The sequence below is a fragment of the Brachybacterium sp. NBEC-018 genome (assembly GCF_024860185.1).
GTDB lineage: Bacteria > Actinomycetota > Actinomycetes > Actinomycetales > Dermabacteraceae > Brachybacterium > Brachybacterium rhamnosum.
Genome location: NZ_CP100650.1, coordinates 2870474 through 2893316, shown reverse-complemented (window position 1 = coordinate 2893316; position 22843 = coordinate 2870474). Strand labels below are relative to the sequence as shown.

Genomic DNA, 22843 nt, shown 5'->3' with positions numbered 1-22843 from the left:
GCCGGGGAGCGCTCCTCAGCCGTGCGGGCGGTCTCAGCCCTGGTCCGTGCCGGCGGGGCCCTCGATCGCCGGCCGCATGAGCAGCAGCATCGAGTGCGCGGGGCGCGTGATCGTGGTCCCCGCGGCCAGCTCGGCGTCCACCTCGTCCTCGCCGTCGGTGCCGAGGACGGTGGTCCACACGGGGCCGTGGTCCTCGCCCGGGAGCGTGAACTCGACCCCGTTCCCGGAGGCGTTGAACAGCAGCAGGGCGGAGTCGTCGACGATCTGGGCGCCGCGTGCGTCGGGCTCCGGGATCGCGGAGCCGTTGAGGAACACCGTGAGGCACTTGTTCTCCGCGGCGTTCCAGTCCTCGTCCGTCATGGGCGCGCCGTCGGTGCCGATCCACTGCACGTCGGGGAGGCTCGAGGCGGAGCCCTCGCGCACCACGCCCTGCAGGAACCGGCGACGGCGGAAGATCGGGTGCTCGCGGCGCAGGGCGATCGTCCGCTGCGTGAACCAGAGCATGTCCATCTGGTCCGGCTCGAGCTCCCAGTGCATCCAGGAGATCTCGTCGTCCTGGCAGTAGGTGTTGTTGTTGCCGCCCTGGGTGCGGCCCATCTCGTCACCGTGCAGGATCATCGGGACCCCCTGGCTGACGAGCAGCGTCGCCATGAGGTTCTTCGCGCGGCGCAGGCGGAGGTCGAGCACCGAGCGGTCGTCCGTCGGCCCCTCCGCGCCCGAGTTCCAGGAGCGGTTGTGGGACTCGCCGTCGTTGCCGCCCTCGCCGTTGGCCTCGTTGTGGCGCTCGTTGTAGGAGACGAGGTCGCGCAGCGTGAAGCCGTCGTGGGCGGTGACGAAGTTGATCGAGGCGATGGGGGTGCGCCCGGTGTGCTGGTAGAGGTCCGAGCTGCCGGCCAGGCGGGAGGAGAACTCGCCGATCATCCCGGCCTCGGAGCGGTGGAAGTCGCGCACCGTGTCGCGGAAGCGACCGTTCCACTCCGACCACAGCGGCGGGAAGCCGCCCACCTGGTAGCCGCCCTCGCCGAGGTCCCAGGGCTCCGCGATGAGCTTGACCTGGGAGATGATCGGGTCCTGCTGGATGATGTCGAAGAACGCGGAGAGCCGGTCCACCTCGTGCAGCTCGCGGGCGAGCGTCGAGGCGAGGTCGAAGCGGAAGCCGTCCACGTGCATCTCGGTGACCCAGTAGCGCAGCGAGTCCATGATCAGCTGCAGCACGTGCGGGGTGCGCATGAGCAGGGAGTTCCCGGTGCCCGTGGTGTCGTAGTAGTGCGCCCTGTCCTCCTCCACGAGGCGGTAGTAGGACGCGTTGTCGATGCCGCGGAAGGACAGGGTGGGGCCCATGTGGTTGCCCTCGGCGGTGTGGTTGTAGACCACGTCGAGGATGACCTCGATGCCGGCCGCGTGGAGGTTCTTGACCATGGTCTTGAACTCCTGGACCTGCTGGCCCCGGTCCCCGGCGTAGGCGTACTCGTTGTGGGGCGCGAAGAAGCCGATGGTGTTGTAGCCCCAGTAGTTGCGCATCCCCTTCTCGACGAGGTGGCCGTCCTGCACGAACTGGTGCACGGGCATGAGCTCGACGGCGGTGACCCCGAGCTCGGTGAGGTGCTCGATGATCGCGGGGTGCCCCATGGCGACGTAGGTGCCGCGGATGGACTCGTCGACGTCGGGGTGGAGCATCGTCAGGCCCTTGACGTGCGCCTCGTAGATCACGGTGTCGTGGTACTCGTGGGCGGGGGAGTGGTCGCTGCCCCAGTCGAAGTAGGGGGAGACGACGACCGAGTGCATCGTGTGCGCCGCGGAGTCCTCCGTGTTGCGCGCCTCGGGGTCCTCGAAGTCGTAGCTGTACAGCGAGGGATGGTTGCTGGCCATCCCCGAGATCGCCTTCGCGTACGGGTCCAGCAGGAGCTTGCTGGGATCGCAGCGCAGGCCGGCGGCCGGGTCGAAGGGGCCGTGCACGCGGTAGCCGTAGCGCTGCCCGGGCTGCACCGCGGGCAGGTAGACGTGCCAGACGAAGGCGTCGACCTCGGTGAGCTCGATGCGCGTCTCGGTGCCCGCGTCGTCGAGCAGGCACAGCTCCACGCGCTCGGCGGCCTCCGAGAACAGGGCGAAGTTGGTGCCGGAGCCGTCGAACGTGGCTCCCAGGGGATACGACTGACCGGGCCAGATCTGCATGGGCACAGGCTAGCGGCACGCGACCGGGGAACTCCCGTGAGCCGCACTCCTGGTCGGTTCCGCCGCCGAGTCGTGACCGGAGGCGGCGCGGGGAAGGCCGGGGACGACGAAGGCCCCGGCATGAGCCGGGGCCTTCGGGTGGTGGGCGATACTGGGATCGAACCAGTGACCTCTTCCGTGTCAGGGAAGCGCGCTACCGCTGCGCCAATCGCCCGGTGCGCCCTGGGGCGCGGGGGAGGGATGGAGCGGACGACGGGACTCGAACCCGCGACCCTCACCTTGGCAAGGTGATGCTCTACCAACTGAGCCACGTCCGCACATCGGCCAGGCCGACGAAGAGCAACATTAGACCGACCTGCGGGTCGAGGCAAACCGAGGGGCCCGGTCGTGGCCGAGGTCACCGTCCCGCGCCGTCGCCCCGCCTGCGCCGCGCCCACGCTGTCCCCGCGGAGCCGGCGGGCTCGCCACCGGATGCGCCCCGGGACCGACGGGAGCGGCGAGCGGGAGGGGCGTCGTGACGACGTAGGTCACATCGGATCTGGTCCGGACCTCGTCGAGGAGCGTGTAGGCTGTTCCAGGTCCGCTCGAGAGAGCAGGCCCCCGAGGGCGATTGGCGCAGGGGTAGCGCGCTTCCTTCACACGGAAGAGGTCACTGGTTCGATCCCAGTATCGCCCACGCAGGATCCCTGTGGATCCCGCACTGCGGACGTGGCTCAGTTGGTAGAGCATCACCTTGCCAAGGTGAGGGTCGCGGGTTCGAGTCCCGTCGTCCGCTCCACAGGGACGGCGCGCCCGACGAATCGTCGGACGCGCCGTCTCCGTATCGCGGGTGCACCGCACCCCGCGGTGGGTTGGCCGAGAGGCGAGGCAACGGCCTGCAAAGCCGTGTACACGGGTTCGAATCCCGTACCCACCTCCACCGCGTCCCCTGGGACGCGGAGCGGGCGATTGGCGCAGCGGTAGCGCGCTTCCCTGACACGGAAGAGGTCACTGGTTCGATCCCAGTATCGCCCACCGACACGAGCCCCCGGCCGGGAGTCATCCCGGCCGGGGGCTCGTCCGCGTCCGGGGTCAGCGGGCGGGAGTCGCCGCGAGCTCCGGCGGTCGGCCGTCGGCGACGAGGGACCGCGCCACGAAGCCGGAGTCGAGCAGCTCGCGCACGGTGCCCGACAGCGCGTCCAGGTCCGCCGCGGGCGTCGCCGCAGGGACGGCCACGCACTGCGGGATCCGCAGGAAAGCGGGCTCGAGCAGGCGCCAGCCGGGGGCGTCCCGGAGCGCGGCCGTGAGCGGCTCCCGGATCCCCGTGATCACGTCGAGCGCCGGATCCTCGCCCGGCAGCGGGTGCTCGGGGAGGGGGACCAGCTCGGCGTTGCCGACCGTGCGCGCGAGATGCAGGTGCAGCGCGGAGCCCCGCTTGGTGCCGATGCGGAGCCCCGGGCGGTCGGCCTCGTCGGCGACCGTCGCCGGTGCGGCCCCCGGGACGGCGAAGCATCCCTCGATCATCACGTAGGGATCCGTGAAGGCGAGCGTCCGGGACCGGTCGGGGTCGTGGGCGAGGAAGCCGAGATCCGCCGCGCCCGCCTCAAGGGCCTCCACGGCGTCACGGGCGGCGGTCACCGCCCGCAGCTCCACCGTGCGGCCGGCCCGGCGGCCGAGCTCCCGCGCGAGGTCGACGCTCACGCCGCGCGGGTCCTCCGGGTCGCCGTGCGCGAGCACGGCGTTGCCGAGGTTGATGACCGCTCGCAGCGGTGCGCTGTCCGTTCTCCGCCCGTCGTCCACGACACGACCCTAGGCCGGGGCCCGGGACGGGACGAGCCCCGGACCTCGAGGAGGTCCGGGGCTCGCGGCGGAGCGGGGGCGGTCAGGCCCGCGCGGGGCCGTCCTCGGCGGACGGGTCCGCGTCGGCGATCGGCTCCGCGGCCGCGGACGACGCCGCCTCCGCGGAGGAGGAGGCCGGCGTCGCCGAGCGACCGTCGGCCAGACGCTTCGCGTCCTCCGGCGTCACCTCGACCACGGCCTCGACCGTGTGCAGGGCGAAGGGCTCGCCGTCGTGCTCGTCGATCGCGGACTCGACCGCGTCCTCGAGCACGTGCCGCGCGAGGCGGTTGCGGATCATGAGCGGGTCCTTCGAGAGGTCCTTCCAGATCGCCACGCACAGCAGCAGCATGACCAGGACGAACGGCAGCGAGGACACGATCGTGATGTTCTTCAGGCCGTTGAGGGCCTCAGCCGGCTCGTCACCGCCGGCCAGCAGCATGATCGCCGCGACGGCGCCGGTCGCGACGCCCCAGAAGACGACCGCCTTGCGGGTGGGCTCCTCCGCGCCGTGCTCGGAGAGGCCGCCCATGACGATGGAGGCGGAGTCCGCGCCGGTGATGAAGAAGATCGCCACGAGCACCACGGCCAGGACCATGAGGATGATGGTCACGACGCCGGGGACGGGCAGCGCGTCGAGGGTCGAGAACAGGATCGTGTCGAAGTTGATGTCCGGCACGCCGTCCACGACCTTCGAGAGCATCGAGCCCTCGTCCTGGGCGCGCTCGGCGCGCTCCTGGATGCCGATCGCACCGCCGCCGAAGATCGAGAACCACAGCAGGGAGACGACCGACGGGACCAGCAGCACGCCGACCACGAACTGGCGGATCGTGCGGCCGCGGGAGATGCGGCCGATGAACAGGCCCACGAAGGGGCACCAGGAGACCCACCAGGCCCAGTAGAAGACGGTCCAGCTGCTCATCCACTCGGCGAGCGACTCGTCTCCGGCGGCCGCGGTGCGCGAGGCCATCTGCGGGAGCTGGTCGATGAAGCCGCCCACGGCGTTCGGGATGACGTTGAGGATGAAGAGGGTCGGGCCGCCGATGAAGACGATGACCGCGAGGACCACGGCGAGCACCATGTTGGTGTTGGAGAGGAGCTGGATGCCCTTCTCGATGCCGGAGACCGCGGAGGCCACGAAGCACGCGGTGAGGACCGCGATGATGAGGACGAGGACCGGGGAGGTCACCTTCTCCATCAGGCCGGTGGAGGTGATGCCGCCGCCGATCTGGAGGGCGCCGAGGCCCAGCGAGCAGGCGGAGCCGAACAGCGTCGCGAGGATCGCGAGGATGTTGATGATGCGGCCGCCCACGCCCTCGGAGACCCGCTCGCCGAAGATCGAGGCGAACATCGCGGAGAACAGCTGGGCGCGGCCCAGGCGGTAGGTGCCGTAGGCCATGCCGAGGCCCACGATCGCGTACATGGCCCACGGGTACAGGGTCCAGTGGAAGAGCGTCGTGCCCATGGCGGTGGTCATCGCCTCGGGGGTCTGCGCCTCGACGGTGCCCGGCGGCGGGGACATGTAGAAGAACAGCGGCTCGCCCACACCGTAGAAGATGAGGCCGATGCCCATGCCGGTCGCGAACATCATGGAGATCCACGAGGCGGTCTTGAACTGCGGCTCCTCGCCGTCACGGCCCAGCGGGATGCGGCCGAAGCGCGAGAACGCGACGACGAGCACGAAGATCGTGAAGACGGAGGCGGCGATGACGTACAGCCAGCCGAAGTTGCCGATGACCCCCGCGAGGGCGCTGTCCGCGACCGCGCCGAGGCCGGCGGGGGAGACGAGTCCCCAGATCACGAAGGCGATCGCGAGGACGGCGGCGACGCCGAACACGATGCGGTCGGTGCCCTGGGTGTGCTTCCGTCTGCGCCGTGGCTTCGCGTCGCGGAGATCGTCGAGGAGCTCCTTGGTCGTCTGTGTGTTCTGACTCATGGGGAACGTCGCCTCGGGCGGCCGCGATCGGGGATCGGCCGGAGGAGGGACGACTCCTTCCTGGGGTCGGGGATGTCGTTCCTGGCCACCATAGCGGCGGCCGAAACGGTCAGAAGCGGCGAAAAGGGAGGTCGGTCCGGTCCGGGGCATGTCTGACGTGCACCGATTCACCCCGGGGGAGTGATGCCGGTCTCATCGTCCCGGGCGTGGTGAGGGCCCCGTCGGCCCGGATCGGGGTCGTGGTCGGAGACGGTTCCCCGATACCATCGGCCGCGGAGCCGGCATCGTCGGCCGGCTCGACCCGCACACCAAGGAGCATCCCGTGGCCCAGATCGCCATCACCCTCGACGGTTCACCCCAGCGGATCGAGGAGGGGACCACGGGCACGACGCTCTTCGAGGGCGCCGCCTCGATCGTCGCGCTGCGCATCGACGACGAGCTGCGCGACCTCGCCACGGCGCCCGTCGAGGGCCAGACCGTCGAGGGCGTCGACATCTCGAGCCCCGACGGCCTCTCGATCCTGCGCCACAGCACCGCCCACGTGCTCGCGCAGGCCGTGCAGAAGGTCAACCCCGAGGCGAAGCTCGGCATCGGACCGCCCATCACCGACGGCTTCTACTACGACTTCGACGTCGCCGAGCCCTTCACCCCCGAGTCGCTCAAGGCGCTCGAGAAGGAGATGGGCCGCATCGTCAAGGAGGGCCAGCGCTTCGTCCGCCGCGAGATCAGCGACGACGCCGCCCGCGCCGAGGAGGCCGCCGAGCCCTACAAGCTCGAGCTGATCGGCCTGAAGTCCACCGCCGACGACGCCGGCGAGGGCGCGAGCGTCGAGGTGGGCGCCGGTGGCCTGACCATGTACGACAACGTCAACCGGCGCGACGAGGTCGTCTGGACGGACCTCTGCCGCGGCCCCCACCTGCCCACCACCAAGCTCATCGGCAACGGCTTCGCGCTCACCCGCTCCGCCGCCGCCTACTGGCGCGGCAGCGAGAAGAACCCGATGCTGCAGCGCGTCTACGGCACCGCCTGGCCCACCAAGGACGAGCTCAAGGCGCACCAGCAGCGGATCGCCGAGGCCGAGCGCCGCGACCATCGTCGCCTGGGCAGCGAGCTGGACCTCTTCTCCTTCCCGGACGAGATCGGCTCGGGCCTGCCCGTGTTCCACCCCAAGGGCGCCATGATCAAGATGGAGATGGAGGACTACTCGCGCCGTCGCCACGTCGAGGCCGGCTACTCCTTCGTCTCGACCCCGCACATCACGAAGAAGAACCTCTTCGAGACCTCCCGCCACCTCGAGTGGTACGCCGAGGGCATGTACCCCCCGATGCACGTGGACGAGGAGGTGGACGCCGACGGCAACGTCACCAAGCAGGGCCAGGACTACTACCTCAAGCCCATGAACTGCCCGATGCACAACCTCGTCTACCGCTCCCGGGGCCGGTCCTACCGCGAGCTCCCGCTGCGGCTGTTCGAGTTCGGCAGCGTCTACCGCTACGAGAAGTCCGGCGTCGTGCACGGCCTCACCCGCGCGCGCGGCTTCACCCAGGACGACGCGCACATCTACACCACCCGGGAGCAGATGAAGGAGGAGCTGACGAGCCTGCTCGGCTTCGTCCTCGATCTCCTGCGCGACTACGGGCTCGACGACTTCTACCTCGAGCTCTCCACCCGCGACCCCGAGAAGTCCGTGGGCGACGACGCCACCTGGGAGGAGGCGACCCGCACCCTCGAGGAGGTCGCCACCGCGTCGGGCCTCGAGCTGGTCCCCGATCCGGGCGGCGCCGCCTTCTACGGCCCCAAGATCTCCGTCCAGGCGAAGGACGCGATCGGTCGCACCTGGCAGCTCTCCACGATCCAGCTCGACTTCTTCGAGCCCGAGCTGTTCGAGCTCGAGTACACGGCGACCGACGGCTCCCGCCAGCGGCCCGTGATGATCCACCGTGCGCTGTTCGGGTCGATCGAGCGCTTCTTCGGCGTGCTCCTGGAGCACTACGCGGGCGCGTTCCCCGTGTGGCTGTCCCCGGTGCAGGTGGTCGGCGTGCCCGTCGCCGCCGAGTACGCGCCCTACCTCGAGGAGATCGCGACCAAGCTCCGCGAGCGCGGCGTGCGCGTCGTCGTCGACGACTCCGACGACCGCATGCAGAAGAAGATCCGCACGCACACCAAGGAGAAGGTCCCCTACCTGCTCATCGCCGGCGGCGAGGACCAGGAGAAGGGTGCGGTCTCCTTCCGCCTGCGCGACGGCAGCCAGGACAACGGCATCCCCGTCGACGAGGCCGTCGAGCGGATCGTCGCCGCGATCCGCGACAAGGCGCAGGTGTGAGCGAGGCCCCCGAGCCCGCCGTCGAGGACGCCCGCGGCTTCGCGGGCGTCCCCGACACCACGCAGCGCCTGTGGACCCCGCACCGGATGGCGTACATCGGCGGCCAGGACAAGCCCGAGGACCCGGACGACGCCGAGCAGTGCCCGTTCTGCTCCGCACCGGGCCGCGGCGACGAGGACGCGCTGATCGTCCATCGCGGCGAGGTGGCGTACGTGATCCTCAACCTGTACCCGTACAACACCGGCCACCTCCTCGTGTGCCCGTACCGCCACGTCGCGGACTACACGGATCTCACCGAGGCGGAGGTCGCGGAGGTCGCCGCCCTCACGCGGACCGCGATGCGCGTGGTGCGCGAGGTGTCCTCGCCCGCCGGGTTCAACCTCGGCATGAACCAGGGCGAGGTCGCCGGGGCGGGCATCGCCGCGCACCTGCACCAGCATGTCGTGCCGCGCTGGATGGGGGACGCGAACTTCCTCCCCGTCGTGGGCCGCACCAAGGCGCTGCCGATCCTGCTCGCGGACACCCGCGCGATGTACGCCGAGGCCTGGCCCGCCTGAGGGCCGGGCGTTCGCCGGGCGGGACGGGGCGCTGGGCTACGATGCGACAGGTCGACGGGCGCGCCGGGGGAGGCGCGCCGCACCACCGCGGCGGGAGGAGACCGGAGCGATGAGCACGATCCCTGCGCCGCCGCGCGGACCGCAGCCGGGCCCCGTCGGGCCCGGCCCCGCGACGGCGGGGCCGTCGGACGGGTACGGGTACGACGTCCAGCGGGTCGACCCCCAGGGGCCGGGCCGCCTCGCCGAGCCCCGCGGCCAGGAGCGCCGACCGCGCCGCGCCTGGGTGCAGCGCCTCTACTGGATCCTCTCCCTCCTGGGGCTCGCCGCCACCGGGGCGGCCGTCTGGTTCTTCGTCATCCGCCCGCTGGGGCTCGGGACCTCCCTGGTCGCCTTCACCTCGGCGCTCGTGCCCGTCACGATCGTGCTCACCGCCGTGTGGTGGGTGGACCGGTACACGCCGCAGCCACGGATCACGCTCGTGTACGCCTTCGTCTGGGGCGCCGCGGGCTCGGTGGCGCTGACCTTCGTCATCGGCGGCGTCTTCACGGAGCTGGCCCTGCCGGAGGCGGAGGCGGGATCCGCGACCGAGAGCTTCCTCGGCGCCGCCGTGCAGGCCCCGCTCGTCGAGGAGTCGATGAAGGCGCTGGGCCTCGCGGCGCTCCTGATCTGGGGGCGGCGCTTCCTGGGCGGCCCGATCGACGGCGTCGTCTACGCCGTGCTGATCGCCGCGGGCTTCGCCTTCACCGAGAACATCCTCTACTTCGGCCGCTCCTTCCACGAGGCGCAGGCCGCCGGGACCGTCGACGTCTTCTGGCAGACCTTCCTCCTGCGCGGACTGCTCTCCCCCTTCGCCCACGCCTCCTTCACGGCGCTGTGCGGGCTGGGGCTCGGCATCGCGGCCGAGCGCCGCTCGCTCATGCTGTACTTCGGGCTCGGCCTGGGCGGCCTCTCCCTGGGCATGTCCCTGCACGCGCTCTGGAACGGCTCGAGCTTCTTCCTCGAGCCGGATCCCGAGCACCCGCTCGCCGGCTTCCTGCGCTACTACCTGACCGTCCAGGTCCCGATCTTCCTGCTGCTCGTCGCGATCGTGCTCTTCCTGCGGCTGCGGGAGAAGCGGATCCTGCGCCGCCAGCTCTCCGAGTACGGCCGCGCCGGCTGGTTCTCCCCGGCGGAGGTCGAGGTGCTCATCTCCATGCGGGGCCGTGCCCGCGCCGAGCGCTGGGCCGCGCGCCACGGCGCCGTCGCCCGGATGGCGATGCACGACCTCATCCTCGCCTCCGTCGAGCTGGGCATGGAGCGCCACGGTGTGCTCCAGGGCCGGCCCACCGAGCGCACGCGCCGGCGCGAGCGCGAGCTGCTCGAGCGGATCACCGTGGACCGCCGCCAGGTCTCCGCCCTCGAGCGGCCGGTGGTGCGCGGCGCGGGGACCTCCGCTGCCGTGCCCGTATGATGGTGCGGCGGTCCGCACCTCCCGCGGGTCCGCACGCGCTCGGCTCACCGTGCGCGGGAACTCGCTGATTCCTTCGAGAGGGGACCGATGTCCGGGCACTCCAAGTGGGCGACCACGAAGCACAAGAAGGCTGCCATCGATGCGAAGCGCGGCAAGCTCTTCGCCAAGCTGATCAAGAACATCGAGGTCGCCGCGCGTGTGGGCGGTCCCGACCTGGCCGGCAACCCCACGCTCTTCGACGCCGTCCAGAAGGCGAAGAAGTCCTCCGTCCCCAACGACAACATCGACCGCGCCGTCAAGCGCGGCGGCGGGCTCGACGGCGGCGGCGTCGACTACCAGACGCTCATGTACGAGGGCTACGCCCCCGGCGGCGTCGCCCTGCTCGTCGAGTGCCTCACGGACAACAAGAACCGTGCGGTCTCCGAGGTGCGCCTCGCCTTCACCCGCAACGGCGGCAACATGGCGGACTCCGGCTCGGTGTCCTACATGTTCAACCGCAAGGGCGTCGTCACGGTGCCCAAGGAGGGCAACACGGAGGACTCCCTGCTCGAGATCGTCCTGGACGCGGGCGCCGAGGAGATCACCGACGAGGGCGAGACCTTCGAGATCCTCTCGGAGGCGAGCGACGTGGTCGCGGTGCGCACGGCGCTCCAGGAGGCCGGCGTCGACTACGACAGCGCCGAGGCGCAGTTCGTGCCGAACCTCCGCACCCCCGTGGACCTCGAGGGGGCGCAGAAGGTGTTCCGCCTCATCGACGCGCTCGAGGACAGCGACGACGTCCAGAACGTCTACTCCAACGTCGACATCCCCGAGGACGTCGCCGCGCAGCTCGACGCGGAGGACTGATCGCGAGATGAGCCTGCGCGTCCTCGGCGTGGACCCCGGGCTCACGCGCTGCGGCTACGGAGTGATCGACGCGGGCTCCGGCCGCAGCGCCTCCCTCGTGGACGTGGGGGTCGTGCGCACCTCCCCGGAGGACACGATCGACGTGCGCCTGCTCGCGATCTCCCGCGGGCTCGAGGCCAAGATCGAGGAGCACGCCCCGGACGTCGTCGCCATCGAGCGGGTCTTCGCCCAGGCGAACACCCCGACGGTGATGAGCACCGCGCAGGTCACGGGGGTCGCGATCGTGCTCGCCGCCCAGCGCGGCATCCGCATCGCCCTGCACACGCCCTCCGAGGTGAAGGCCGCCGTCACCGGCAGCGGGCGGGCGGACAAGAAGCAGATCCAGGCCATGCTCGTGAAGCTGCTGCGGCTGGACGCCGCGCCGCAGCCGGCGGACGCCGCGGACGCCGTCGCGATCGCGCTCACCCAGCTGTGGCGCGGGCCGGGACCGGTGCGCCGCGACGCGAGCGGCGGGGCGCGCACGAGCGCCCAGGCCGTGTGGGCGGAGGCGGAGCGAGCCGCGCGGCGCGCCCGGGACACCTCGACCTCCCGCTTCTGATCGAACAGCTGTTCTAAGGTGGTCGCGTGATCGCAACCCTGACCGGGACCGTGGCCTCGATCGGCCTGGAATCCCTCGTGCTCGACGTCCACGGTGTGGGCTACCTCGTCCGCACCACCCCCGCCGCCCTCGCGCAGACCCGCCACGGCGCCGAGCTCACGCTGCACACCGAGCTCGTGGTCCGCGAAGACTCGATGACGCTCTTCGGCTTCCCGTCCGCGCAGGACGCCGACGCCTTCCGCGTCGTGCAGTCCGTGAGCGGCATCGGCCCCCGTCTCGCGCTGTCGGTGCTCGCCGTGCTCTCCCCGGAGGACCTCGCCCGCGCCGTCGCGGAGCAGGACGTCAAGAGCATCACCCGCACCCCGGGCATCGGCCCCAAGGTCGCCAGCCGCATGATCCTCGAGCTCGGCGGCAAGCTCGCCCTCCCCGCGGAGCCCGAGGGCGGCGCACCCGTCGGTGCACCGGCCCCCGCCGCGTCCGCCGCCGTGGACGCCCAGGTCGTCGAGGCGCTCGTGGGGCTGGGGTGGCCGGAGAGGTCCGCCGCCGGGGCCGTGGAGCGCCTGCGTGCCGAGGCCGGTGAGGAGACGGAGATCGAGCCCGCGTCCCTGCTGCGCACCGCTCTCCAGTCACTCGGCGGTGCCCGGTGACGGTGGAGGGAGCGGACGGGATCGACGCGACCGCCGACGTCCCCGAGGAGGACGGCGTCGCGCTCACGAGCGCGACCTCCGGCGCCCTCGAGCGGGCGGCCGAGGCGGCCCTCCGGCCGCGCCGGCTCGCGGACTTCGTGGGGCAGGAGGTCGTGCGGGAGCAGCTCTCGCTCGTCCTGGACGCGGCACAGGCGCGCGGTCGCGCCCCGGAGCACATGCTCCTCTCGGGCCCTCCCGGCCTCGGCAAGACCACCCTCGCGATGATCATCGCCGCGGAGCTCGGCGCCCCGCTGCGGATCACCTCGGGGCCGGCCGTCCAGCACGCGGGGGACCTCGCCGCGATCCTCTCCTCCCTCGAGGAGGGTGAGGTGCTGTTCATCGACGAGATCCACCGCCTCGCACGCCCCGCCGAGGAGATGCTCTACATCGCGATGGAGGACTTCCGTGTCGACGTGATGGTCGGCAAGGGCGTCGGGGCGACCTCGATCCCGCTCGAGCTGCCGCCGTTCACGGTGGTCGGGGCGACGACCCGCGCGGGGCTGCTGCCGGCACCGCTGCGGGACCGCTTCGGCGTCGTCGGGCACCTGGACTACTACCGCGCCGAGGAGCTGCACCGCGTGGTGCTCCGCAGCGCGGGCGAGCTCGGCGTGGACATCGAGGGCGGCGCCGCCGCGGAGATCGCCTCCCGCTCCCGCGGCACGCCCCGCATCGCGAACCGGCTCCTGCGCCGGGTGCGCGACTGGGCGCAGGTGCGCGGCACGGGGGACCTGGACCTGGGGGCCGCCCGCGCCGCGCTCGCCATGTACGAGGTGGACGAGCGGGGCCTGGACCGCCTGGACCGCGCGGTGCTCAGCGCCCTGTGCCAGCGCTTCGCCGGGGGACCGGTGGGGCTGTCCACCCTCGCTGTCGCGGTGGGCGAGGAGACGGAGACCGTGGAGACCATGGTCGAGCCGTACCTCGTGCGGGAGGGGTTCCTCGTGCGGACCCCGCGGGGGCGGGCCGCGGCGACGGCCGCCTGGGAGCACCTCGGGCTCGAGGCGCCGCAGGGCGGCTCCGGCGCCGCCCCCATGCTCGGCAGGTTCTGAGCCGCGCCCGCCTCGCGGCACGGGAGCGGGGGACCTGCCGGCGGGACTCCCACCGGACTCGGAGGGAGCGGCGGGTACAGTGGTCCGGTCAGCCGTCCGCGGCCGGTGGAGCCGCGTCACGTGCGCGGGCTGCCCGGTCCGTCGAGAGGAACTTCGTGGATCTCCTGCCCCTCCTGCTCATCTTCGCCGTCATGCTCGTGCCGCTGATGTTCATGTCCAGCCGTCAGCGCAAGGCCCAGCGCGAGCAGCAGGCGAAGGTCGCCCAGCTCGGCGTCGGCGATGAGGTCCGCACCCACTCCGGCTTCTACGGTCTGATCGTCGAGGAGTTCGACGACGTCGTGATCCTCGAGTCCGAGAACGGCGCCCAGACCAAGTGGGCCCGCCAGGCGATCGCCGGCGCCGTCGCGCCGACCGAGGACGCCGCCGAGGACTCCGTCACCGAGGACGGCGCCGTCGTCGAGGGGACCGCGACCGACGCGGACACCGCCTCCGATGCGCCCGTCGAGCACGTCGAGGAGGGCACCGTCCCCGGCGTCACCGCCCGGGACACCGACACCACCACCGACGGCCGTCGCGACGCCTGAGGCGCCCCTGCGCCCCGGCTCCCGCCGCACACCGAGGAACCCCGCTCCATGCCCGTTCGTCGCATAGCCCTCACGGCGCTCGCGGTGCTGATCCTGCTGCTCGGCGGCGGGATCGGCGCCGGGGTGCAGTGGGGCGGCTGGAACGCCGCCCCCAAGCTCGCCCTCGACCTCGAGGGCGGCACGCAGATCATCCTGCAGGCCCAGACCACCGACGGCTCGACGATCGACCGCGACGCCATGGAGCAGGCGCGGCAGATCATCAGCCAGCGCGTGAACGCCATGGGCGTCGCGGAGACCGAGATCTCCGTGCAGGGCGGCACGAACATCGTCATCGACGTGCCGGGCACGCTGGACCAGGCGACGTCCGACGCCCTGCGGCAGACGGCCGCGATGTCCTTCCGGCCGGTGCTCGGCGCGGTCGCCCCCGAGGGGGACGGCAGCGCCCTGCCCTCCGACGGCGGCGGTGCCTCCGACGCCGGAGGCGACAGCGGCACGGGCGAGACCTCGAGCGCGCCCGCCGATCCCGCGCAGGGGCAGTTCACCGGGGCGCTCTCCTCGGACCAGACCCTCGCGGACCAGGCCGGCACCGATTCCGGTGAGCCCGACGCCTGGTCCCTCGACCAGCTCGATGCGGACGTCCAGGCCGAGCTCGGCGCCGTCGACTGCACCGATCCCTCCGCGCAGCAGGAGCGGATCGCCCAGGCGAAGTCCGACGAGCCGATCGTGGCGTGCGCGCCCGACGGCTCCGCGAAGTACCTGCTGGGCCCCGAGGTCGTCCCCGGCTCGGCGGTCGAGGACGCGAGCGTCGGCGCCGAGACCAGCTCGACCGGCCAGGCGACCGGCTACTACCTCGTGAACATGCGCTTCACGGACGCCGTCGGCCAGGACTTCGCGGACATGACCTCCGCGCTGTACAACGGCCAGGGCGCGACGAGCGCCTTCGCGATCGTGCTCGACGGCCTCGTGATCTCCGCGCCCACGGTCGAGGAGCCGTCCCCGGGCGGCGAGGCCTCGATCTCGGGCAACTTCACCCAGGACCAGGCGTCCCAGCTCGCCGACCAGCTGAAGTTCGGCGCGCTCCCGATCCAGCTCGACGTCGCCTCGGAGCAGCAGATCTCCGCGACGCTCGGCGCCGACCAGCTGACGATGGGCCTCATCGCCGGCCTGATCGGTCTCGCTCTCGTGGTGCTCTACGCCTTCCTGCAGTACCGCGTGCTCGCCATCGTCACCACCTCGAGCCTCGCGATCATGGCGGTGCTGACGTACGCGGTGCTCACCGTGCTCTCGAACCTCCCGGAGATCGGGTACCGCCTCTCCCTCGCGGGCGTCGCCGGCCTGATCGTCGCGATCGCCTTCACCGCGGACTCGTTCATCGTCTACTTCGAGCGCGTCCGTGACGAGATCCGCGAGGGCCGCGGCATCGTCGCGGCCGTCGACCACGGCTGGGACCGAGCCCGGCGCACCATCCTCGCCTCCGACGCCGTCAACCTCGTGGCGGCCGTGGTGCTGTACGTGCTCTCCACGGGCGGCGTGCGCGGCTTCGCCTTCGTGCTGGGTGTGACGACCGTGCTGGACCTCGTGGTCGTCTTCCTCTTCACCCATCCGATGCTGCAGGCCCTCGCCCGCACGCGCTTCTTCGGCAAGGGGCACCCGATGAGCGGGCTGGACCCCGCGGTGCTGGGACGCTCCGTGCCCGCCTACGCGGGCCGCGGCCGCCTCCGGGACGCCGAGGGGCGTCGCGAGACCATCGCCGAGCGGAAGGCGCGGCTCGCCCGCGAGTCCGCCGAGGAGTCCGGCGCGACCGAGCAGGAGGACGAGCGATGAGCGCGACCCTGGCCCAGCTGGGCAACTCCCTCCACGACGGCAGCCGCTCCGTGCCCATCGTCCGGCGCCGACGCCTGTGGTACCTGATCAGCGTCGCCGCGGTGCTCCTGCTCGGCACACTCGCCGTGCTGCGCGGCCCCAACCTCGGGATCGAGTTCACCGGCGGCTCCGAGTTCCAGATCTCGGGGGTCCAGGACACCTCCCAGACCGCCGCCCGCGACATCGTGCGCGAGCACGTGCCGGACTCCGAGCCGAAGGTGACGGTGCTCGGCGGGAGCACGGTGCGCGTGCAGACCGAGCAGCTGGACTCGTCGCAGACCTCCTCTCTCGCCGCCGACCTCGCCGCGGGCTACGACGTGGAGTCCTCCGCGGTCTCGACCTCGTACATCGGCCCGGTCTGGAGCCAGGACATCACGCAGAAGATGCTCCGCGGCATCCTCGTGTTCCTGGTCCTCGTCGCGATCGGCATGGCCCTGTACTTCCGGGACCTGCGGGCCTCCGGCGCCGCGATGATCGCCCTGATCCACGACATGCTGCTCACCGCGGCCGTGTACGGGGTGGTGGGCTTCGAGATCACGCCGAGCACGGTGATCGGCTTCCTGACGATCCTCGGCTACTCGCTCTACGACACGATCGTCGTCTTCGACAAGGTGCGCGAGAACACCGCGGGGATGCGGGTGCTCAACGGGCCCGACTACGCCGACCGGGTGGAGCTCGCCGCGAACCAGACCCTCGTGCGCTCGCTGAACACGTCCGTCGTCGCGCTGCTGCCCGTCGGCTCGATCCTCGTGATCGGCGCCTTCGTGCTGGGCGCCGGCACCCTCAAGGACATCTCGCTCGCCCTGTTCGTGGGCATCCTCGTGGGCACCTACTCCTCCGTCTTCCTCGCCCCGGGGCTGCTCGTGGACCTCCACCGGCTCACCTCCCGCTCGCCGCGCGAGCCCGTCGCCCCGGCGCGCCGCACGACGCTCGCCGAGCGCCGCGCCGCCGAGCAGCGGGCGACGGCCGACGGGGCCGGGACCGGCCCCGTCCGCGAGGAGGGGACCGACGAGGCCCTCGACGACGAGCCCGCCGACGGCGAGGGCGCTGTCGAGGAGCTCACGGCCGAGGACCCTGCCTCGCAGGGCGACGTCACGTCGGTCTCCGAGGACGACGGGTCGTCCCCGAGCGCCGCCCCCGCCCGCCGGGTGCAGCCCCGCCGCAGCACCCGCAGCGGCCGATCCCACTCCCGACGAGGACAGCGATGAGCACCCACCAGGACGCCCCCGGATCCGCGCGGCTCGCGGAGATCCTCGCGACCCGCATCGACGAGTACCCCGACTTCCCGGCGCCGGGGGTCCTGTTCCGCGACATCACCCCGCTCCTGCGGGACGCCGGCGCCTTCCGCGAGATCATCGCGCACTGGCGGGCGATGATCCCGGAGGGCGTGGAGTACGTCGTGGGCACCGAGGCGCGAGGCTTCGTGCTCGGCGCCCCCCTCGCCTTCGAGCTGGGCGCGGGCTTCATCCCTGTGCGCAAGGCCGGCAAGCTCCCCGGTTCCCCGGCGAGCCTCCGCTACGACCTCGAGTACGGCAGCGCCGAGGTGCAGATCCCCGAGGGGTCGCTCCCGGCCGGCGCCCGCACGCTGGTGGTCGACGACCTGCTCGCCACCGGCGGCACGGCGGCGGCCACGATCGAGCTCACCCGGAGCTTCGGCGTCGAGCTCGTGGGGGCGTCCTTCCTGATCGAGCTCGAGGGCCTCGGCGGTCGCGAGAAGCTGCCTGCCGACGTCCCCGTCACGACCGTCTGGTCGATCCCCGACTGACCGCTCCCGGTCGGCCCTGGCCGAGTGCCCCTGGAAGGCCCGGCCGGGCACCCGCGGCGGGCCGGCCCGGCGACCGGGGCGGACGACGGTCATCGGCACGATGACCCGCGCGTAGACTGACAGGCCACGGTCAGGAGGAGCGCGATGCAGGACAGATCACCGCAGGACGGGACGTCCGTGCCCCCCGAGGTCGACGGCGGCGCCAGCGCGACCCGCTCGGGAGGGCCGGGGACGAGCGCGGCCTCCTCCCCGTCGAGCCCGTCGCCGTCCGGGCGGAGCACCTCCTCCGTCCCGCGGCGCTCCCGCTCCCGGCTGTCGTTCTTCGGCGGTCGCGGCGGTCCGAGCGTCGATCCGCTGCTCGCGCCCCTGCTCGACACGATGGCCTCCGTGAGTCCCAAGGAGGACACCGCGCTCGTCCAGCGCGCCTTCACCGTCGCCGAGGCCGCCCACCGCGGTCAGATGCGCAAGAGCGGCGACCCGTACATCACGCATCCGGTCTCCGTCGCGACGATCCTCGCGGAGCTCGGCTCGCCCTCCGAGGTCGTCGCCGCGGCGCTGCTGCACGACACGGTGGAGGACACCGACTACTCCCTGGACCGGCTGCGCTCCGACTTCGGCGACGTCATCGCGGTGCTCGTGGACGGCGTCACCAAGCTCGACAAGGTGACCTACGGCGAGGCCGCGCAGGCGGAGACCGTGCGCAAGATGATCGTGGCGATGAGCCGCGACGTGCGCGTGCTCCTCATCAAGCTCGCGGACCGCCTCCACAACGCCCGCACCTGGAAGTACGTCCCGGCCGCCTCCGCGGAGCGCAAGGCCAAGGAGACGCTCGAGATCTATGCGCCGCTCGCGCACCGGCTGGGCCTGAACACCATCAAGTGGGAGCTCGAGGACCGCTCCTTCCAGGTGCTCTATCCCAAGGTGTACGAGGAGATCGTGGCGCTCGTTGCGCAGCACGCCCCCGCCCGCGAGCAGTACCTGCGCACCGTGTCCACGCAGATCCACGAGGACCTGCGCAAGGCGCGCATCAAGGCGGAGGTGACGGGCCGCCCGAAGCACTACTACTCGATCTACCAGAAGATGATCGTGCGGGGCCGGGACTTCGCGGACATCTACGACCTGGTGGGCGTGCGCGTGCTCGTGGACTCGGTGCGGGACTGCTACGCAGTGCTCGGCACGCTGCACGCGCGCTGGTCACCGGTGCCCGGCCGTTTCAAGGACTACATCGCGCTGCCGAAGTTCAACCTCTACCAGTCGCTGCACACCACGGTCATCGGGCCCACCGGGAAGCCGGTGGAGATCCAGATCCGGACCTGGGAGATGCACCGCCGCGCCGAGTACGGCGTCGCGGCGCACTGGAAGTACAAGGCGATGGCGGGCGGCGCCGCGGCGGCCGCGAAGCCCGTCGCGAGCGAGAGCGCCTGGCTGCGACAGCTCATGGACTGGCAGAAGGAGACCACCGACTCCGGCGAGTTCCTCGACTCCCTGCGCTTCGAGATCGCCTCCCAGGAGGTGTACGTCTTCACCCCGAAGGGGGACGTGCTCGCGCTCCCGCAGGGGTCCACGCCCGTGGACTTCGCGTACGCGGTGCACACCGAGGTGGGGCACCGGACGATCGGGGCCCGCGTGAACGGGCGGCTCGTCTCCCTGGACTCGACGCTGAGCACGGGCGACGTGGTCGAGGTGTTCACCTCGAAGTCCTCCGAGGCGGGGCCCAGCCGCGACTGGCTCGGTTTCGTCACCTCGCCCCGCGCCCGTTCGAAGATCCGCCAGTGGTTCACGAAGGAGCGGCGCGAGGAGGCGCTCGAGCGCGGTCGGGAGGAGCTCGCCAAGGCGCTGCGCCGGCAGGACCTGCCGATGCGGCGCCTGCTCACCCACGAGACGCTCGCCGCCGTCGCCGGGGACCTCAACCTGCAGAGCGTCGACGCGCTCTACACGTCGATCGGCGAGGGGCACACCGGGGCGCAGAACGTCGTGGACAAGCTCCGGGCGACCTTCGGCGGCTCCGACGGTGCGGAGGAGGACGTCGCGGAGGCGACGATCCCGACCTGGGTGCGGCCCAAGCCGAGCACCCGCACGGAGCGGCACACCTCGGAGACGGACCAGGGGGTCATCGTCGAGGGCCATGCGGACCTCTGGGTGAAGCTCGCGAAATGCTGCGCCCCGGTGCCGGGTGACCCGATCGTGGGCTTCGTGACCCGCGGGAACGGCGTCTCCGTGCATCACCGCGAGTGCGCGAACGCGATCCAGCTGACGCAGCAGCAGGGCGATCGGATGGTGGAGGTCAGCTGGTCCGGCCGTCACAGCACCGCCTACCTGGTGCACATCAAGGTCGAGGCGCTGGACCGGCCGCGGCTGCTCACCGATCTCGCGCTCGTGATCTCGGAGCAGCAGGTGAACCTGCAGTCCGCCTCGGCGCAGTCGAATGCGGACCGGCTCGCGGCGACCTTCTTCTCCTTCGAGCTCGCCGAGCCGAGCCATCTGCAGGCGGTGCTCGCGCAGGTGCGCCGTGTGGAGGGCGTCTACGACGTCTACCGCGTCACCGCGGACGGCAAGCCCGTGGGCGCGGGGGAACCGCTCACCCGCGGCTGAGACCCCGGCCGGCCGGTGCGGAGGCACCCTCACGCGGCGCGCGTGCCCCGGCCTGCGTCGTGCGCCGGGACCAGTGCGCACGCGCGGTCCATGGCCTCCTGCGCGGAGCGCGACCCGGGATGGTGGGTGATCGCCTCGAGCCGACGGCGGATCCCCTCGGGTGAGGCGTGTCCCGCGGCGATCAGGCGGGACACGGCAGCGAGCCGCTCGGCATCGGGGGAGAAGCGCAGCAGATCCATCGCGGTGCGGTCGGGGATCGTGAGCGGCGCCCCGCCGACGGTCTCCACCTCGTCCATGGCGACGCGGGCCCCGCGCTGGATCGTCCCGGCGATCGGACCCCGGTGCGCGGTCGAGATGAGCTCGACCTGGACGGGCGCCGTCCCGCCGAGCACGACCCAGGCGGCCGTGACCCCGGCGAGCACGTGATGGGGCCGCAGCGACGTCCCGAGCGCACTGCCCACGGCGAGCGCACGACCCACGGCGGTGCCGACGACGTCCGGCGGGACGTAGATACCCGGCAGCAGCCTCACGAGGTAGCCGTCGGCGACCATCCGCGCGGTGGTGGGGGTGTCCTCCCAGCGCTCGAGGGCGCGGGAGACGGGCACCGCGAGCTCCGCCGCATGGCGGGACCAGGCGAAGCAGGCGGGACCCAGGAGCGGCATCCGAGGACCGGGGGAGCGGGGAGGCGGGAGACTGTCGTCCTGCGGTGGCGGGGGCGGGCCGGAGGGCGCGGGCGGCGAGTTCTGCATGCACCGACTCTGGGGGCACGGAGGCCGCACGGCAACGCCCCGCCCGTCCTTGTGGACGGGCGGGGCGTGGGGAGGAACGGCCGGGCCGTCCTCATCGGCGGTGATCGCCGCGGTCAGCCGAGGTCGCGGGCCGAGCGCTCGATGACGGCGAGCCACTCGCGGCGGGCCTCGAGGGCGGCCTCCGCCTTCGCGATCTTCGCCGGGTCACCGGTCGCGCGCGCCTTCTCGAGGTCCTCCTCGTAGCCGGCGATCGCGGAGTGCAGCTGCGAGGAGGCGCCCTCGACACGCGCCTTGGTGCGCGGATCGGTGCGTCGCCACTCGGCCTCCTCGGCGTCCTTCACGGCGCGCTCGACGCTGCGCAGGCGGTCGTCGATCCGACGCATGTCGCCGCGCGGGACCTTGCCGGCCGCCTCCCAGCGCTCCTGCACGGAGCGCAGGGCGTCCTTCGCCCTGTCGAGATCCTTCGTCGGGTCGATCTGCTCGGCCTCGGCCAGCAGCGCCTCCTTGACGACGAGGTTCTCGCGCTGCTCGGCCTCGGAGGCCTCGAGATCGGCGTTCCGGGCGGCGAAGAAGGTGTCCTGCGCGGCCTTGAACCGGGCCCACTGGGCGTCGTCCTTCTTGCGTCCGCCGCGCGGGGCGGCGCGCCACTCGGCCATGAGGTCCTTGAAGGCGCGGACCGTCGGACCCCAGTCCGTGGAGTCCTGCATCTCCTCGGCGCGGGCGATGAGCTGCTCCTTGACGGCGGCGGCCTCCTCGTGACGCTCGTCGAGCTGCGAGAAGAACTGCTTGCGATGGCGGTCGAAGGTGGACCGCGCCGCGGAGAGCCGCTTCCAGAGGGCGTCCTCGGTGGGACGGTCGAGGTTCACGTCCTCGCTCTGCATCTGCTTCCAGGTGGGGACCATCTGGCGCATGGTCTCCCCGGCGCTCTTCCACGAGATCTGCTCGGGCGGCGTGGCGACGAGCTGCTCGATCGACTCGACGAAGGCGGTGCGTCGGGCGATCGCGTCCTGGCGGGCGGCGGTGCGCGCGCTCTCGAGCTCGGCGATCTGTGCCTTCGCCTTCTCGCGGAGCTCGTGGGCGCGGGCCCGCAGCGCGGGGATGTCACCCACGACCTGCGGTTCCTTCATGTTCTTGCGCAGATTCTCGAGCAGGCGGTTGAGCTCGTTGTGGGTGTGCCCGGTCGTGGAGAGCTTCTTCTCCGTGAGATCGAGGAAGGCCACGAGATCGAGGTAGGCGCGCGCGAACGGGTCCAGCGCGGTCTCGGGGTCGATGCCCTGGGCCTGGCCGGCCTCACCGAGGGTGCGCACCTGGGTGCCGTCCTGCACGGTGACGGTGCCGTCCTCGGTGACGGCGCCGAAGGTCTTCGCCTCGGCGAGGAGGGCGGCGTCGTACTCGGTGACCGAGGGCGCGGCCGGCAGCAGCGGGGCGGCGGGCTTGCGCCCGGCGAGCGCGGCCGGGGAGGGCGCGCCTCCCGGCGTGGGCCCGGGGCGGCCGGGGCGCGGTCGCGGCGAGGGGGTGGGTGCGGGAGCCGCGGCGGCAGACGCCTCGGCGTCGGGAGCATCCGCTGAGGGAGCCTCCGCGGCGGGAGCGTCTGCGGCGGCCGGCTCGGCGGCCTCCTCCGCAGGCGCCTCCGGGGAGGCGTCGTCCGCGGCGGGTTCCGGAGCCGGGGCGGAGGGGGCCTCGACGGCCTCGGCAGGCTCGACGGCGGGGGCGGCCACATCGGCGGCGGCATCGGCCGCTGCGGTCTCCTCGGGCTCGGGGGAGGTGGGGACGGGAGTCTCGGACTCGCTCACGATGGAGCTCCTTCGAACGGATCCGCTGCGCGGCGGGACACTGCCGCCACGAGGGCGGCCGGGCGGTG

Annotated in this window: 17 protein-coding genes and 6 tRNA genes; 16 read left to right on the top strand and 7 right to left on the bottom strand. The window is 72.2% G+C overall.

Features of this window, described 5'->3' with window-relative positions:
• Positions 1 to 33 precede the first annotated feature (33 nt).
• The 3 genes from glgX to NLU66_RS13105 form a co-directional block, all read right to left on the bottom strand.
• Positions 34 to 2172 (bottom strand): glycogen debranching protein GlgX, encoded by a 2139-nt coding sequence (glgX, locus tag NLU66_RS13115; RefSeq protein WP_259360096.1) that lies wholly within the window; start codon positions 2170 to 2172, stop codon positions 34 to 36.
• Between the two features lie 139 nt (positions 2173 to 2311).
• A tRNA-Val gene (locus NLU66_RS13110) sits at positions 2312 to 2386 on the bottom strand.
• A 27-nt stretch (positions 2387 to 2413) separates the two neighbouring features.
• Positions 2414 to 2489 (bottom strand) — tRNA-Gly (locus NLU66_RS13105).
• A 287-nt stretch (positions 2490 to 2776) separates the two neighbouring features.
• On the opposite strand from NLU66_RS13105, the gene NLU66_RS13100 reads away from it, so the two are divergent.
• From NLU66_RS13100 to NLU66_RS13085, 4 genes are all read left to right on the top strand, one after another.
• Positions 2777 to 2848 (top strand) — tRNA-Val (locus NLU66_RS13100).
• A gap of 26 nt (positions 2849 to 2874) precedes the next feature.
• Positions 2875 to 2950: transfer RNA gene (locus tag NLU66_RS13095), tRNA-Gly, on the top strand.
• 67 nt (positions 2951 to 3017) lie between these two features.
• Positions 3018 to 3091, top strand: a tRNA-Cys gene (locus tag NLU66_RS13090).
• Between the two features lie 23 nt (positions 3092 to 3114).
• Positions 3115 to 3186: transfer RNA gene (locus NLU66_RS13085), tRNA-Val, on the top strand.
• 57 nt (positions 3187 to 3243) lie between these two features.
• Here the strand turns inward: NLU66_RS13085 and NLU66_RS13080 are convergent.
• Positions 3244 to 3951 (bottom strand): transporter substrate-binding domain-containing protein, encoded by a 708-nt coding sequence (locus tag NLU66_RS13080; RefSeq protein WP_259360095.1) that lies wholly within the window; start codon positions 3949 to 3951, stop codon positions 3244 to 3246.
• Between the two features lie 82 nt (positions 3952 to 4033).
• Complete coding sequence (locus tag NLU66_RS13075; protein ID WP_259360094.1) at positions 4034 to 5923, bottom strand: BCCT family transporter; 1890 nt, start codon at positions 5921 to 5923, stop codon at positions 4034 to 4036.
• Positions 5924 to 6245: 322 nt separating this feature from the next.
• On the opposite strand from NLU66_RS13075, the gene thrS reads away from it, so the two are divergent.
• The 12 genes from thrS to NLU66_RS13015 all read left to right on the top strand — a co-directional run bounded on the left by thrS (position 6246) and on the right by NLU66_RS13015 (position 20233).
• Complete coding sequence (gene thrS / locus NLU66_RS13070) at positions 6246 to 8246, top strand: threonine--tRNA ligase (RefSeq protein ID WP_259360093.1); 2001 nt, start codon at positions 6246 to 6248, stop codon at positions 8244 to 8246.
• The gene (locus NLU66_RS13065; RefSeq protein ID WP_259360092.1) at positions 8243 to 8803 is read left to right on the top strand and encodes an HIT family protein; all 561 of its coding nucleotides are present in this window, start codon (positions 8243 to 8245) and stop codon (positions 8801 to 8803) included. The genes thrS and NLU66_RS13065 overlap by 4 nt, the downstream gene beginning before the upstream one ends.
• 109 nt (positions 8804 to 8912) lie before the next feature.
• The gene (locus tag NLU66_RS13060) at positions 8913 to 10253 is read left to right on the top strand and encodes a PrsW family intramembrane metalloprotease (RefSeq protein WP_259360091.1); all 1341 of its coding nucleotides are present in this window, start codon (positions 8913 to 8915) and stop codon (positions 10251 to 10253) included.
• An 87-nt stretch (positions 10254 to 10340) separates the two neighbouring features.
• Positions 10341 to 11099: a YebC/PmpR family DNA-binding transcriptional regulator gene (locus NLU66_RS13055; protein WP_137770968.1), complete on the top strand. Its 759-nt coding sequence runs from the start codon at positions 10341 to 10343 to the stop codon at positions 11097 to 11099.
• A gap of 7 nt (positions 11100 to 11106) precedes the next feature.
• Positions 11107 to 11697: a crossover junction endodeoxyribonuclease RuvC gene (gene ruvC, locus NLU66_RS13050; RefSeq protein ID WP_259360090.1), complete on the top strand. Its 591-nt coding sequence runs from the start codon at positions 11107 to 11109 to the stop codon at positions 11695 to 11697.
• A gap of 26 nt (positions 11698 to 11723) precedes the next feature.
• Positions 11724 to 12344 carry a Holliday junction branch migration protein RuvA gene (ruvA, locus tag NLU66_RS13045; protein ID WP_259360089.1) on the top strand — a complete coding sequence of 207 codons (621 nt, stop codon included), beginning with the start codon at positions 11724 to 11726 and terminating at the stop codon, positions 12342 to 12344.
• Complete coding sequence (ruvB, locus tag NLU66_RS13040; RefSeq protein WP_416232158.1) at positions 12341 to 13429, top strand: Holliday junction branch migration DNA helicase RuvB; 1089 nt, start codon at positions 12341 to 12343, stop codon at positions 13427 to 13429. The genes ruvA and ruvB overlap by 4 nt, the downstream gene beginning before the upstream one ends.
• A 155-nt stretch (positions 13430 to 13584) precedes the next feature.
• Positions 13585 to 14013 (top strand): preprotein translocase subunit YajC, encoded by a 429-nt coding sequence (gene yajC, locus NLU66_RS13035; RefSeq protein ID WP_259360088.1) that lies wholly within the window; start codon positions 13585 to 13587, stop codon positions 14011 to 14013.
• Positions 14014 to 14061: 48 nt separating this feature from the next.
• Positions 14062 to 15837: a protein translocase subunit SecD gene (secD, locus tag NLU66_RS13030; RefSeq protein WP_259360087.1), complete on the top strand. Its 1776-nt coding sequence runs from the start codon at positions 14062 to 14064 to the stop codon at positions 15835 to 15837.
• Positions 15834 to 17084, top strand: coding sequence for a protein translocase subunit SecF (gene secF, locus NLU66_RS13025; protein WP_259360086.1), 1251 nt, complete (start codon positions 15834 to 15836; stop codon positions 17082 to 17084). Before secD ends, secF begins: the two co-directional genes overlap by 4 nt.
• Positions 17081 to 17641, top strand: a complete 561-nt coding sequence (locus NLU66_RS13020; RefSeq protein WP_137770962.1) for an adenine phosphoribosyltransferase — start codon at positions 17081 to 17083, stop codon at positions 17639 to 17641. Before secF ends, NLU66_RS13020 begins: the two co-directional genes overlap by 4 nt.
• A gap of 144 nt (positions 17642 to 17785) precedes the next feature.
• Positions 17786 to 20233 carry a RelA/SpoT family protein gene (locus NLU66_RS13015; RefSeq protein ID WP_259360085.1) on the top strand — a complete coding sequence of 816 codons (2448 nt, stop codon included), beginning with the start codon at positions 17786 to 17788 and terminating at the stop codon, positions 20231 to 20233.
• A gap of 29 nt (positions 20234 to 20262) precedes the next feature.
• On the opposite strand, the gene NLU66_RS13010 is transcribed toward NLU66_RS13015, so the two are convergent.
• A complete protein-coding gene (locus NLU66_RS13010; RefSeq protein ID WP_259360084.1) occupies positions 20263 to 20895 on the bottom strand; it encodes a hypothetical protein in 633 nt (210 codons plus the stop codon).
• Between the two features lie 200 nt (positions 20896 to 21095).
• Positions 21096 to 22775: a DUF349 domain-containing protein gene (locus NLU66_RS13005; protein WP_259360083.1), complete on the bottom strand. Its 1680-nt coding sequence runs from the start codon at positions 22773 to 22775 to the stop codon at positions 21096 to 21098.
• Positions 22776 to 22843 lie beyond the last annotated feature (68 nt).

Coding starts and splice junctions, on each gene's coding strand:
- glgX (WP_259360096.1), bottom strand. CDS start 2,172: ATGCAGATCTGGCCCGGTCAGTCGTATCCCCTGGGAGCCACGTTCGAC.
- NLU66_RS13075 (WP_259360094.1), bottom strand. CDS start 5,923: ATGAGTCAGAACACACAGACGACCAAGGAGCTCCTCGACGATCTCCGC.
- NLU66_RS13060 (WP_259360091.1), top strand. CDS start 8,913: ATGAGCACGATCCCTGCGCCGCCGCGCGGACCGCAGCCGGGCCCCGTC.
- NLU66_RS13055 (WP_137770968.1), top strand. CDS start 10,341: ATGTCCGGGCACTCCAAGTGGGCGACCACGAAGCACAAGAAGGCTGCC.
- ruvC (WP_259360090.1), top strand. CDS start 11,107: ATGAGCCTGCGCGTCCTCGGCGTGGACCCCGGGCTCACGCGCTGCGGC.
- secD (WP_259360087.1), top strand. CDS start 14,062: ATGCCCGTTCGTCGCATAGCCCTCACGGCGCTCGCGGTGCTGATCCTG.
- secF (WP_259360086.1), top strand. CDS start 15,834: ATGAGCGCGACCCTGGCCCAGCTGGGCAACTCCCTCCACGACGGCAGC.
- NLU66_RS13020 (WP_137770962.1), top strand. CDS start 17,081: ATGAGCACCCACCAGGACGCCCCCGGATCCGCGCGGCTCGCGGAGATC.
- NLU66_RS13015 (WP_259360085.1), top strand. CDS start 17,786: ATGCAGGACAGATCACCGCAGGACGGGACGTCCGTGCCCCCCGAGGTC.
- NLU66_RS13010 (WP_259360084.1), bottom strand. CDS start 20,895: ATGCCGCTCCTGGGTCCCGCCTGCTTCGCCTGGTCCCGCCATGCGGCG.